Source organism: Pedobacter hiemivivus (assembly GCF_005144565.1).
GTDB lineage: Bacteria > Bacteroidota > Bacteroidia > Sphingobacteriales > Sphingobacteriaceae > Pedobacter > Pedobacter hiemivivus.
This window is the reverse complement of record NZ_SWDX01000020.1, coordinates 1-13,063: the sequence shown is the minus strand read 5'-3', so window position 1 is coordinate 13,063 and position 13,063 is coordinate 1. Positions and strand designations below refer to the sequence as shown.

The following is a 13,063-nucleotide window of genomic DNA, read 5'->3' as shown; positions in this document are numbered from 1 at the left end:
GATATCATTTTTTTGAGATAATACAAAATTACGCAAAATCTGCTTGATTTTTCTATTTCTTAGGTTTAATTGACAAGGCAATATGCCCCCAAATCCCCCTAAGCATCAATCCAAACAACATGATCATCTGCAGGGGGTGCAACAAGACCTGCAACAAAGGATTCTGAGCAGTCAAAAAAGCGATCATCACCCTTGATAAAAAGATCAAGCCGATTGGAAGAATTATAAGTGCCGGATTAAAATCAAACGAAACGATAACAGGGCCAACGATAACTAATGTTAAGTACATCAGCGCCGCTAAATTGTTATTCGAGAAATTCATCAACAACCGCATCGAAAAGCTAGCCGTATCTTTTACATCAACAGTGTTGTATACAAATTTATTAGCCAGTAAAACCTCAGCTTTTAGCCGTTGTTGCTTTGCCAATTTTATTATTTCCGTTGCCTCCAAAGCTTTAGGGTGTAATTTTTCATGCCATTTATACTGTTTATATATTGTTGCATCAAAAAACAAACAATCATTACTACCTGCGGTAAATGCCGAAAAACTGCTTAACCTAACCAATCGTAGCGGAAGTAGATTCAACAACAAGAAATCATTTAATGGATAAATGCAATTCGCAATAAAGCCTGAAGCCTTAAAAGTGGGAATTAAGCTCAAAACAGCCAGGTTAAATACTTTCATCCGGTACATTAGGTTATTAATTAAACCAAAATGGACGGTAGTACTCGGGGATAAGAACAAAAGATATTTCCCTGTGGTTTGATTCACAAGTTCAGAGATACTTTCCAAGTGTTGAACAAAAACTTCGGTATGTTCATAGTCCTGCTCAGCAATTGAAGTCAGCAGGTTTTCTACATCCTGTTTAACCGTTGAAGTTAAAACAATGATCGAAACCTTTTCTGAAAAATGCTTACTATAATACCCAAGCTTTGGGTTAGACAAGAAGTTAAATAAAGTAACGCAAAACCTTAGTACAAGAAAAACCAGGACTGCATACACAAATAATATCATACTGCATCTCCTGTTTCTAAAAGTAATTAGCTCAAATAAACCCGATCTTCCTCACCCTCAACATCCATAACCACATCAACATGTTCTTTTAGAACTGTTGCCATTTTCAGACCTACATAATCGGTAGCTATAGGAAATATTTTATGGCTCCTATCTACCAATACTACCGTTCTGATTTTTTTATGCGGCGTATTTAAAAACACGCCTAAGCCATAGGCAAGGGTTTTACCACTATTCAATACATCATCAACAAGAATGATCACCTTATTTTTCCAATGAGATTCATCCAGGTCAGTATTGGCAACCAACTTGCTATTTTTCCTGTCAAGGTCAATCTTTAGCATGGTAATCTTCAAATCAGAGATTTTAGACAATACCTTTTTCAATCTCAGTGCCAGTTTATAGCCTCTGTCCCAGATCCCGGCCAGCACAATTTCCTTTTCAGTAAGGTTATCTTCCAATATCTGATAAGCAATCCGGTTTATTTTCTGTTGTATCTGCTTTTTATCTAGAATGAGTAATTGAGATCCTGCCATTTTTTCCCTTATTTTATGCTACAAAAAGAACGATTTTAAGGTTCATATTCAAATATTTAAAAATATTTTCTAAACCATGAAACCTTTCTGCTTTAGCGTTGTCTAATTAGTAGTTTTTAGTAATCCTTATCCATGTTTGCCCGGATAGGGATTTCTTTTGTAAGCCAAATGCTTAGCCCTTGTTTTTGTAAGGATAGTAAATAAAATTGGCACCTTCAGGCACAATCACAAATACACACATAAAATCTTCAGGTTTCTTATAGCTTCTCAAAAACAAAGCTTTTTTCTCAGGCGTAATGATTCCTTTCTCTACAAACTCCTCAAAAGTTGAGGCCTGTATGGTCCAATCTGTACTTAATTCCTTCCTATCCAAAATTACCTCTCCTATACTTACCGTATGCTGATGCGCAATAAAGATAGGATTGGCAGAAATCCCTTCGACGATAATTTCTATTGCTACTTCCTTCAAAGCTTCTGCATATAAGTCCAGATCTTTCTCCAGACTTACCAACGGACTTTTCTTCTGTTCTTCTTTGCCGCCCTCAGGCTGTTGTGGCATTAATTCTTCAATATCCATCTTTAAAAATTGCTTAGGCTAATTCCCCTCTAAATTTTAACAATACTACGTTCTCTACATGTTGGGTATGCGGAAACATATCAACGGGTTTAATCCGTACAACTTCATATTTTTCTTTCAGCAAACTCAGGTCGCGTGCTTGCGTAGCCGCATTACAGCTTACATAAACAATTTTATCAGCTTCCATTTCTAACAAGCGCTCAACTACATCAGCATGCATTCCAGCCCTTGGAGGATCTGTGATCACCACATCAGGCTTACCATGATCAGCAATAAACTCCCTGGTCAGGATATCTTTCATATCACCAGCATAGAAGATGGCATTGTCTATTCCATTTAGTTTGGAGTTAAACTTAGCATCTTCAATAGCCGTTGGCACATATTCAATCCCAACAACTTGTTTTACACTACGGGCTACAAAATTAGCAATCGTACCGGCACCAGTATAAAGATCATAAACTAGCTCATTACCAGTAAACCCAGCAAATTCCTTAGTAATCTTATACAATTCGTGTGCCTGATCAGAATTGGTCTGGTAAAAAGATTTGGCACCGATTTTAAACTTCAAACCATCCATATCTTCAAAAATATGGTCTCTGCCAGCATAAGTAATCACTTCCTGATCAAAAATGGTGTCGTTCTTCTTTTGATTTACGATATATAAAAGAGCAGTAACTTCAGAAAACTTGCTTTTCAAATGCTCCATCAAACCATCAATCTGCCCCTGCTCTGCATAAGCAAATACCACGACCACCATAACTTCTCCTGTTGAAGAGGTACGGATAATCAGATTTCTCAAATTACCCTCATGGTTGCGTAAGTCATAAAAAGTAAGCCCTGCCTTTAAAGCATAATCCCTAACCTCATTTCTGATGCTGTTAGAAGGTTCAGCTTGTAAATAGCAATGCTGAATATCAATTATTTTATCAAAACGCAAGGGAACATGAAAACCTAAGGCATTCATTTCCAAATCTGGATTAGGACCATCCGTATCAAGTGCTTCCGCCCTTTCTACCATATCCTCTTTATTTAACCAGCGCTTATTAGAGAAAGTATACTCCAGTTTATTCCTGTAGTATTTATTTTCGGCCGAACCCAGAATTGGTTCCATACTGGCCGTATCTATTTTCGCGAGACGCTGTAAGGCAGCCTCAACATTTTTATATTTAAACTTTAATTGAGCATCATACTCCATGTGCTGCCATTTGCAGCCACCACAGGTACCAAAATACTGACAAAAAGGATCTGTTCTTAATTCAGATTTTTTATGAAGGGTTTCAATTACGGCCTCCGCTAAATTTTTCTTCTTCTTTACAATACGAACGTCGGCAACATCACCCGGCACAGCTCTTTCTACAAAAATAACCAGCTCATCAGCCTTTCCAACACCTTTACCTTCTTCGGCAATATCAATAATACTTACATCAGGAATGATGGTTATCGTTCCGGCTTTTCTATTTCTACTCATTATGCCGCAAATTTACAGGTTTTTTTTCAGACATACAGCTATCCTGCAGACATTTTGGAATGTCGCTATACAAAGGAATCTGCTGACTAAATGCTACTGGCCAAAGATTTTAAGTATAAACCCAAAAACACCTGCTACCAGATCAAATTTCATATCAAACTTCTCTTCTACCAATACGGAAATCTCTAAAACTTCTTTACTCATTGCTATAACTGATGATATATATCAAATATAACATCTTTTATACCAAATACCGAATCGGTCTACTTTAAACTTATGTAAAGAAATCTACCTGTCCAGATGAGCAGGTAGCGCTGTTTATAAAGCAGCTTTAACTAAGAAAGGAAGTAATTCTTTCTGGAAACTAACAAAATTCTTGCGTACATCAGAATCGCTAACAGAGGTAAAAGCAAAAGAAAATACTATATTTTTACTTGCCTTCAATAGAAATGCCAGTCCCTCTCTACGAGATGGGTGATTTTTAAAGTGATCAAGCTCCAGATAAGCAGAAAGCAATAAGGACTCTAACTGATCAGACAAATGCTTTAAAAACTCCTGAGAGTTGGCGTTTTCGCGTACAAAATCCCAACCAATAAACTCATTACACACCGTATAAGTTAACCTGCAGGTTTTCATCACCAAAGCCTTAAGGTGTTCTTCCTCGTCAGCAAACTGAGCCTTATTTTTTAAGATCTCGTGTAGGTTTAAATCCAGATAATCCATCAAAATGGCATCCAGAATCTGTTCCTTGCTCTCAAAATATTTATAGATGGTTGCCTTCGCTATACGCGCCTTCCTGGCGATTTCATTAACACTTGTTTTATGATAACCGTATTTTCTGAACAACTCCTTAGCAGCTCTAACGATGCTCTCTTTTATTTTCTCTGGTTCCATTAATTGGTTACGTGTAATGTAATTCCTGCAACAAATGTATTATACTTTTTTAGTGATATCTCCGCGGGTGCTTTTGCTGGACTGCCATCTTCCAAAAGATACTTCGCTCCCGAACATTTGTCCGTAACCGTAAAACTTGGATCATCTAACACTACAGCACATTTCTTTTCAGGATTAACCGTACTGCACCTATCATAAGCTACATACCCACCATTAAGCGTTCGGTATATCACTATGCCTGCAACGCCATAGCTATCAAAAGCAACGGCCCCACCCGGGCTACTTAACCTAATCAATCTTGGATCAGTTAAGGGAACACTAAAATTAACCGGTACATTAGGGATCACCAGACTTTCTTTACCACATCCAACCAACACCAAAATGAACAATAATATACCGGGGATACTCCTCATTTATATCAATGAAGTTTTATATTGTTTCAAAAACCTTGCATCATTCTCCGAGAACAAACGCAAGTCTTTTATCTCAAATTTCAAATTTGCAATACGCTCAATACCCATTCCAAATGCAAATCCACTATATTTCTTGCTGTCGATATTACAGTTTTCCAAAACATTTGGATCAACCATACCGCAACCTAAAATCTCTACCCAACCGCTATGCTTGCACATTTGGCAACCGGCACCTTTACATATGGTACAAGAAATATCCATCTCTGCAGATGGCTCTGTAAATGGAAAATAAGATGGGCGGAAACGTACTTTTGTACCCTCACCATACAACTCCTGCACAAAATAAAACAAGGTTTGCTTTAAGTCGGCAAAAGATACATTTTCATCCACGTACAAACCTTCTACCTGATGAAAAAAGCAATGTGCTCTTGCAGAAATTGCCTCATTCCTGTAAACACGTCCTGGCATAATTGCTCTGAACGGTGGTTTTCCAGCCTCCATCATTCTCACTTGTACTGAGGATGTATGTGTACGCAATGCGATATCACCATTTTCTCCACCTTTTTTAATGAAGAAAGTATCCTGCATATCACGTGCGGGATGCTCTTCAGGAAAGTTTAATGCAGAAAAGTTATGCCAATCGTCTTCAATTTCCGGCCCTTCGGCCACCACAAAACCAAGTTTATTAAAAATCTCGATAATCTCTCTTCTCACCAAAGCCAAAGGATGACGAGTACCGACTTCAAAACCTTCACCCGGAAGTGTTAGGTCCATACCCGATTCTTTTGAAGTATCAGCTACCTCAGTCTGGTCTTTAAGTGTTTGATATTTGGCTTCTGCCAATTGCTTAAATTCATTTAAAACCTTACCCAGCGTTCTTTTCTCCTCTGGTGACACAGCTTTAAACTCATCAAAAATATCTTTGATTATTCCTTTGGTTCCAAGGAATTTTATGCGGAATTGTTCTAATTCGTCAGCATTATCCGTAGAAAAAGCATTTATTTCTTCGGTATATTGTGTTATCTTATCTTGTAACATGGGGTCAAATATACAGCAATTTCTAGAATATTTTTATAAACACCGGGTTCAAAATCAACTTGCAAGATGTTCCAAGCAGGAAAATGAACCCGGTCTTACATTTTATATCACGCCTAGTGCTTTACCTACCTTCGTAAATGCAGCAATTGCTTTATCTAAATGGTGCATCTCATGAGCAGCAGACAGCTGAACGCGGATTCTCGCTTTACCTTGTCCAACTACAGGATAGTAAAAACCGATTACATAAATCCCTTCCTCCAGCATCTTTGCTGCAAATTCTTGCGCTAATTTTGCATCATACAACATCACAGGTACAATTGGGTGTACACCTGGTTTAATATCAAACCCTGCATCAGTCATTTTTTCACGGAAATATTTGGTATTGGCTTCCAGTTTATCTCTTAAATCAGTTGTTTCGCTCAACATATCCAATACGGCCACAGAAGCACCCGCAATGGCGGGAGCCAAAGTGTTAGAAAACAAATATGGACGAGACCGTTGACGTAACATATCAATAATTTCCTTTTTACCTGCAGTAAAACCACCTGATGCACCACCAAGAGCCTTACCTAAAGTACCAGTGATAATATCAACACGGTCCATTACATTAAAATGTTCATGGGTACCACGACCTGTTTTTCCGATAAATCCTGTACAGTGTGACTCATCGATCATCACCAAGGCTTCATGTTTATCAGCAAGATCACAGATCTGATCTAATGGAGCGATTACTCCATCCATAGAAAATGCACCATCCGTAACAATGATACGGTGTCTGCAATCTTTAGCTGCAATCAACTGACGTTCGAGGTCAGCCATATCTGCATTTTTATATCTAAAACGCTGAGCTTTACACAAACGAACGCCATCAATAATTGAAGCATGATTCAATTCGTCAGATATAATTGCATCCTGATCGTTAAATAAAGGTTCAAAAACACCTCCATTTGCATCAAATGCAGCAGCATATAAAATAGTATCTTCAGTACCTAAAAATTTAGAGATCTTTTCTTCCAGTTCTTTATGTACATCCTGGGTGCCACAAATAAAGCGAACAGACGACATTCCATAACCATATTTATCGATTGCCTTTTTAGCTGCATCAGTAACACGTGGATCAGAAGATAGGCCAAGGTAATTGTTTGCACAAAAGTTAATCACTTCCTGCCCTGTACTTACCTTTATATCTGCGCCCTGTGGCGTAACAATAATACGCTCACGTTTAAATAAACCATCTTTTTCTATTTGATCTAGTTCCTGCTTAAGAACTGGCTGTAATGTTTTATACATAATATATTCGTTATACCGCCAAAGTTATGCAATTCCGCTGTTCGGGTGGTAACCAAAAATCAGGTATGTTTAGAAATCGAGGTGTATCCTGGCTCTGATCCCCGATTTAGCCACTTGCGGATGATCCAGATAAGTGAAGCGTCTAACGTAGTCGATTCGCAGCAACTTGAAAATATTTGAAAGGCCTACACTCCCCTCCACATAAGGCGTTTTACCCAATGCAAATGAAGTCTGAACACCGTCCTTATCCGTAATAAACTTATAAAGATTAGGGTCGTTTTCTGGTCTGTTCTTTGCTGAAATCCCACCGTAAAGTACCTTCACAGAAAAGACCTCACGAAGTTGCAATTTTTTAATTAATGGAATTTTGTTTAAGACTAAGCCATTCAGAGAGTGATCAATATTGATATTGGCATATCTATCACTCATAAACTCCATAAAGTTCATCAAATTATAGGATTGAATCTGGTAAGAATAGGTTTGATTGGCCTTATGGATAGACAGGAGTGGAAAAGGAACTTTACCCAATATCATTCCACCTTCAACAATCACATCTGAATAACCAAAAGGAGAAATATACACCCTTTTAAAGATATTCAAAGATAAATTCTGATAGGTATAATCTCCACCTAAGAATCCTTTAACCGCAGTCGAAGCCCTGAGCGTAAAAACAGGATATCCATTTTTTATAGGACGACGGAAGCGCTTTCCCTGGAAAAACTGCTCTTTAGGTGCCCATCTAAATTCGGAAGTAAATTCTGATACTTGAAGATTAGGCACTAATGGCGCACCCGAAGCCGGTTGAAAGAAGAGTCCACCCGCTGGAGTAAATTCCTGGTTTCGATAGCCAACACGATAAGAAAGATGGTTTTCCATTTCGCGAACATACTCTCCAGACCATTTCCTGGTGTATAATCGTTTATCATCAACCCCTCTTTTAAACGAAAGCAAAAAATTATCCTCTTCTATAAAACTAAAGTCCTGACCTGGAATCTGGGTTTCATAACTACTCTTTATGGTAATTGAATTTAATGGAAACCTAAGTATACCTTCGGGCTTAAAGGAATAAATTACTCCGACAGCATGCTTCCACTCTTTGTCTTTGGTCCCATAAGCAACTCCACCATCTATAAGCCACTTATCACTAAAATCCTCATTTGTACGTGCACTCAAGCGAAGTCTCGTTCCTTCAACGTTGTTAAAACTGTAAAAAGAGGTTACTGGCCCAATATCAATAGGCCCCTGCTTATTATACCCCGACATCACCAGAGTCGAAAGACTCATAAAGCGTTTAAACTTAGGAGATACTTTCAAGCTATCGATATTTTTATACGCATTTAATTCTAAAGAAGATAAAGCCAATGGGCGATTAAAAGTATCTTCTTTTTTCTTCCTTACCGAAAGCAATCTAGGTTTTGGAAAAACAACTCCCTTATTGCCTATTCTATAATCGAAAGTCGCTACTGTTCGTATACCGTAAAGACTGTGTTTACCTTTAAACAGCCCCAAATCCATGGCGGTAGTACTCTTAGAAATATAATATTGACCTTTTTTATCCCTTTGATATTCAACACTGGCCTGAAAATCGTTTACCCAATTGATGTTAATGGCTTTGTTCAGGTAAAGTGTTACGCTACTTACCGCATAATTACCATCAAGTGGAATCAGCATTTCGCCCATAAAAAGCTGATCCTGTTTACTTCTTGGGCTGAATGCAAGGCGGACTACATAAGGCTTTACATCTTTAATGGTATCTGCAATAAAGTACTTATAAAATTCAGGGGCAAGCGACGAGATCGGACTTAAAAAACGCTGACTACCGAGCGAAATATCATGATCATAGATATCCACATGTTGATAAATATGGTTTAGATATTCATCCACACCATCTTCATCAAACCCCTGGTCAACTCTTGATTGCTTTTCATCCAGCACCACAGATTTATCATCTACATGATCTTTGGTTTCCTGCAACATGGTTAAGCGCTCCCGCATAAATAAAGGAACCAATGCTCTTCCCGGGATTCGCAGTGTATCAGCTGTTTTAAGCAAAAATGGAAATTTGCGTAAAAAAGAAGATGTAGGAATCTCTGCTGCGCCCATATTTAAAGACATATTAAGTTTTTCGTACTGGTTAAAAACTACAGTACTATCCTGCTTATTTCGATTTTTGTCTCTATTGGCAATAACATTTCTAATCAACTCAACAGCTTCATTATTCTTATTGCGATACCTTGGTTTTTTAGCCCCAACAATACTCACACCATCAAGGTCATTACTAGCCTCTTCCAGTTCAATATTTACATACGGCGATTCTTTTGCAGACATTGTATAATGAAGCTTTTTATAGCCTATTGCAGAAAAAATAAGTCCTTTTATCGTTTTACTAACACGAATCTGAAAAAAACCTTCTTTATCAGAAACAGTCCCTCCAGTAATACCTGAAAATGAAATCGAAACCGCAGGGATAGGTTGCTTTGTATGCTTATCCTTAATCACACCTTTAATAGTTGTTTGTCCGAAAGATGGCAAAGAAAAGAAAAGTATCAGAAGGCCTGCGCTAGATAATAATTTACTCAAAGATTGCAAGGGAAAAAGGTGTAAAAGGTTAAAAGGAATGGCGTTGACGACAATACGACAAAAAATTATCAGGTGAGAAAACATAGAGTCTACGCAGTTGGGTCTTATTAGATAAGGTTCAAAGATAAGTACGATTTTTCATTTCTGCTGAAGAAGTATGATAAAATACAGATTTCAAGCCCAATATACCTATAAATAGGTAGCCTATAATCGACCAAATATTGCGTCTATATCTTAATTTCAACCTTTTTCCCTATCTTAATCCAAACTAAAAAAATTACCGGTTAACAAATTAAAACAATGCGCGCTCGTACGCGTTGTAAATTACAGTTATACTTGCCCACCTATTGATGAAGCAGATCCTCCTTACCATATCCCTTTTCCTTAGCTTACTGGACAGCTCCGCTCAGCACTTTAAACTCAGTGGCAGCATTCAAGATCCTGAAGGTAATCCTGTGTCTTTCGCTTCGGTATTTATTAAAAGTACAACAAAAGGGACTGCCGCTAATATCGATGGGCAATATGCCTTCAACATTGATCAGGGTACCCATATCGTTGTATACAAAGCTATTGGCTATAAACCCATAGAAAAAGAATTAACCATCAGCGCCAGCATTTCTCAAAATGTGGTACTTAGCCCTGAGGCTTTCAGCCTTTCGGGGGTTACCATCAGTTCAAATGCCGAAGATCCTGCTTATGAAATTATCAGGAAAGCAATAAAAGCGAGAAAGGAACACCTGAGCGAAGTAAAAGCCTATACAACAAACGTCTACATCAAAGGTGTGCAGAAGCTAGTTGGAGCTCCAAAAAAAATATTCGGAAAGGATATACAAAAGCTATTGGATTTAGACACGAATAGAAAAGGGATCCTATATCTTTCAGAATCCACGTCTACTTTTGCTTATAAATACCCCGATCAGATTCATGAGGAAATGATTTCTTCAAAAACCGCTGGTACAAATAAAACTTTTAGCTTCAACAAAGCTTCAGACCTGATCATCAATTTCTACGACAACATTCTACTGGAAACCAAATTAAGCACCCGTGGCTTTATATCTCCAATCGCCGACAATGCCCTACGCTATTATCATTACAAGTTATTAGGCGTAAGTATGGAAAATGGTACACTGATCAACAAAATCGAAGTCATTCCCCGTAGGGAACACGACCCTGTATTTAGAGGGGTTATATACATTAGAGAGGATAGCTGGCATCTGGTCAACGTCAATGTTTACCTCACACAAAACACTGGCATTAATCTACTAGACACCCTGAACATCTCCCAACAGTTTTTGAAAACGGGCAATACATATATGCCCACCAATACTAATTTTCAATTCAATGGGAACATATTAGGTTTTAAATTCGAAGGCTATTACATAGGAGTTTACAGCAACTACAACCTGCAGCCCAACTTCCCTAAACACTTTTTCAACGGTGAGATTCTGAATATCAATAAGGCCGTCAACAAAAAGGACTCTCTATTCTGGTTAAACAACCGTCCCATTCCTCTTACCGCAGAAGAAAGCAGAAATTACATTAGAAAAGACAGCATTGCTGCCATAAAAAACTCAAGTCATTACCTCGACTCTCTGGAAAAAGCTAACAACAGAATCGGCCCATTTTCACTCGTCGTATTCGGACACACCATAAACAAATATCGTAGAAAAGAGCACTATACTTTCGATCCACTTACCAACTCTCTATTTTATAACACTGTTGAGGGCTTAACGCTCAAACCCGCTGTTATTTACAAAAAAGATCTTGAAGATCAACGCAGTTACAGTATCCGAGCGGAAGCCAGGTATGGCTTTTCAAATAAAACCTTTACCGGAAACCTGACCGCTAGTTACCTTTACAACCCTTTGAAAAGAGCAGATATTAGCATAAGCGCGGGATCTGGCATATACGACCTTAACAATTATGGTTCTATGAGTCTGTATAGTAACTCCATCAACTCCCTGCTTTTTGAGACCAACTACTCCAAATTTTATAAAAAAGAATTTGCCAACATAGGAACAACAAGAGGGCTGGCCAATGGCCTGCTAATGCACCTTAGTGCCAATTACTCACGGAATACCAACCTCCAGAATAGTACTAATTACAAATTCGACGACTTTAAAGGAGAGCAGTTTACCTCTAACAATCCTTTTACGCCTGCCGTGGAGACACCATTGTTCCCTACCTACCAGGCATTAACTTTAAAAGCATCTCTAAATTATACCATCAAGCAGCAATACATTACCCATCCTGATGGTCGGATTTATCAGCCAGTCAAATACCCTACAATTGACCTTTCGTATAGAAAAGGTGTAAAAAACGCACTCAGTAGTGATGTTGATTATGATCTTGTTTCACTGGAAGTCATGCAAGAGAAAATTAAGTTCGGCCTATGGGGTTATTCATCAGTTACACTGGAAGCAGGAAAATTCCTAAATAACAATCAAATCTACTATCCCGAGGCCAAACATTTCAGGGGCAATAACGCCTTGTTCTCTTTACCAGAATTAAGAAAATTCCTATTCCTTGATTTTTACCTATTCAGTACCGATCGAGAATATATAGAGGCACATTTGGAGCATAACTTTGCCGGCATGTTTAGCAACAAGGTTCCATTCCTCCGTAAACTAAAACTGGAAGAAGTGGTTGGTGCCAACTATTTAAGCCAGCCACTCAAAAAAGATTACTCGGAGTTCTACTTTGGGGTTCAGCGTTTAATATTTAGAGCCGTTTACGGCTTTGCCTTCAATGGCCGCACCAGAATACAGCATGGCTTCAGACTATCTTACGGTTTTTAGTCCAGGCCTTCGTCATGAACTTTGGACTAATGCGCTCGTCATCCTGAATTTATTTCAGGATCTCGCACCACCCATTCGAAAAAACATACTCATGAGGGGTCCTGAAATAAATTCAGGATGACGGGCGTACACAAAAAAGGGGATGTATCGCATGACGAGGGCACTGAAAAAGTCCTTTTAAATATTTGGAGTCCAAAAAGAGCAGAAGAACTATGGTTATCTGCTCTTTTTTTGTACCTTAAAAGTAGGTTTTAAAAGGTGCCCAATGTTAGCTCATCAACAAAAGATTCAATTCAGTGCCTACTCAGGATTGTATGATTTGATCATTCCCAAAGACAATTTACTTCGAAAGATCAACGATCTAATAGACTTCAGTTTCATTTATGATGAACTGCTCGAGAAGTACTGCCACACCAATGGACGTACTGCGGAGAGTCCCATCCGTATGTTTAAG

General features: G+C 38.3%; 11 protein-coding genes and 1 pseudogene. 2 read left to right on the top strand and 10 right to left on the bottom strand.

Annotated features, from left to right (window positions below; all coding sequences use genetic code 11):
• Nucleotides 1–52: 52 nt before the first annotated feature.
• The 10 genes from FBD94_RS25545 to FBD94_RS25500 form a co-directional block, all read right to left on the bottom strand.
• Nucleotides 53–946 (bottom strand): hypothetical protein, encoded by an 894-nt coding sequence (locus FBD94_RS25545; protein WP_165503734.1) that lies wholly within the window; start codon nt 944–946, stop codon nt 53–55.
• Between the two features lie 95 nt (nt 947–1,041).
• The gene (locus FBD94_RS25540) at nt 1,042–1,551 is read right to left on the bottom strand and encodes a phosphoribosyltransferase family protein (protein WP_090782987.1); all 510 of its coding nucleotides are present in this window, start codon (nt 1,549–1,551) and stop codon (nt 1,042–1,044) included.
• A 172-nt stretch (nt 1,552–1,723) separates the two neighbouring features.
• Nucleotides 1,724–2,128, bottom strand: coding sequence for a hypothetical protein (locus FBD94_RS25535; protein ID WP_131612853.1), 405 nt, complete (start codon nt 2,126–2,128; stop codon nt 1,724–1,726).
• Between the two features lie 13 nt (nt 2,129–2,141).
• Entirely contained in the window at nt 2,142–3,596 is a 1,455-nt protein-coding gene (gene rlmD / locus FBD94_RS25530; protein WP_131612854.1) for a 23S rRNA (uracil(1939)-C(5))-methyltransferase RlmD, read from the bottom strand.
• A 93-nt stretch (nt 3,597–3,689) separates the two neighbouring features.
• Nucleotides 3,690–3,800, bottom strand: a complete 111-nt coding sequence (locus FBD94_RS25525) for a phenylalanyl-tRNA synthetase subunit alpha (protein ID WP_131612855.1) — start codon at nt 3,798–3,800, stop codon at nt 3,690–3,692.
• A 114-nt stretch (nt 3,801–3,914) separates the two neighbouring features.
• Nucleotides 3,915–4,490, bottom strand: a complete 576-nt coding sequence (locus FBD94_RS25520) for a TetR/AcrR family transcriptional regulator (RefSeq protein ID WP_084289076.1) — start codon at nt 4,488–4,490, stop codon at nt 3,915–3,917.
• Nucleotides 4,490–4,903: a Rieske (2Fe-2S) protein gene (locus FBD94_RS25515; RefSeq protein WP_136882321.1), complete on the bottom strand. Its 414-nt coding sequence runs from the start codon at nt 4,901–4,903 to the stop codon at nt 4,490–4,492. Before FBD94_RS25515 ends, FBD94_RS25520 begins: the two co-directional genes overlap by 1 nt.
• A complete protein-coding gene (gene pheS / locus FBD94_RS25510) occupies nt 4,904–5,941 on the bottom strand; it encodes a phenylalanine--tRNA ligase subunit alpha (protein WP_136882320.1) in 1,038 nt (345 codons plus the stop codon). It lies immediately after the preceding gene.
• A 102-nt stretch (nt 5,942–6,043) separates the two neighbouring features.
• The gene (kbl, locus tag FBD94_RS25505) at nt 6,044–7,231 is read right to left on the bottom strand and encodes a glycine C-acetyltransferase (protein WP_136882319.1); all 1,188 of its coding nucleotides are present in this window, start codon (nt 7,229–7,231) and stop codon (nt 6,044–6,046) included.
• A gap of 69 nt (nt 7,232–7,300) precedes the next feature.
• Nucleotides 7,301–9,811, bottom strand: a complete 2,511-nt coding sequence (locus tag FBD94_RS25500) for a DUF5686 and carboxypeptidase-like regulatory domain-containing protein (protein ID WP_169472414.1) — start codon at nt 9,809–9,811, stop codon at nt 7,301–7,303.
• A gap of 350 nt (nt 9,812–10,161) precedes the next feature.
• Between FBD94_RS25500 and FBD94_RS25495 the strand changes: the two genes are divergently transcribed.
• Together FBD94_RS25495 and FBD94_RS25490 are read left to right on the top strand one after the other, a co-directional pair.
• Nucleotides 10,162–12,609 carry a DUF5686 and carboxypeptidase regulatory-like domain-containing protein gene (locus FBD94_RS25495; protein ID WP_136882317.1) on the top strand — a complete coding sequence of 816 codons (2,448 nt, stop codon included), beginning with the start codon at nt 10,162–10,164 and terminating at the stop codon, nt 12,607–12,609.
• A 265-nt stretch (nt 12,610–12,874) separates the two neighbouring features.
• Nucleotides 12,875–13,063, top strand: a pseudogene (locus FBD94_RS25490) (IS5/IS1182 family transposase); the annotation flags it as partial.

Excerpts from the sequence above, each read along its gene's own strand:
- FBD94_RS25525 (WP_131612855.1), bottom strand. The coding sequence starts at position 3,800 with ATGAGTAAAGAAGTTTTAGAGATTTCCGTATTGGTAGAAGAGAAGTTT.
- FBD94_RS25540 (WP_090782987.1), bottom strand. The coding sequence starts at position 1,551 with ATGGCAGGATCTCAATTACTCATTCTAGATAAAAAGCAGATACAACAG.
- pheS (WP_136882320.1), bottom strand. The coding sequence starts at position 5,941 with ATGTTACAAGATAAGATAACACAATATACCGAAGAAATAAATGCTTTT.
- FBD94_RS25515 (WP_136882321.1), bottom strand. The coding sequence starts at position 4,903 with ATGAGGAGTATCCCCGGTATATTATTGTTCATTTTGGTGTTGGTTGGA.
- FBD94_RS25495 (WP_136882317.1), top strand. The coding sequence starts at position 10,162 with ATGAAGCAGATCCTCCTTACCATATCCCTTTTCCTTAGCTTACTGGAC.
- FBD94_RS25520 (WP_084289076.1), bottom strand. The coding sequence starts at position 4,490 with ATGGAACCAGAGAAAATAAAAGAGAGCATCGTTAGAGCTGCTAAGGAG.
- FBD94_RS25535 (WP_131612853.1), bottom strand. The coding sequence starts at position 2,128 with ATGGATATTGAAGAATTAATGCCACAACAGCCTGAGGGCGGCAAAGAA.
- kbl (WP_136882319.1), bottom strand. The coding sequence starts at position 7,231 with ATGTATAAAACATTACAGCCAGTTCTTAAGCAGGAACTAGATCAAATA.
- rlmD (WP_131612854.1), bottom strand. The coding sequence starts at position 3,596 with ATGAGTAGAAATAGAAAAGCCGGAACGATAACCATCATTCCTGATGTA.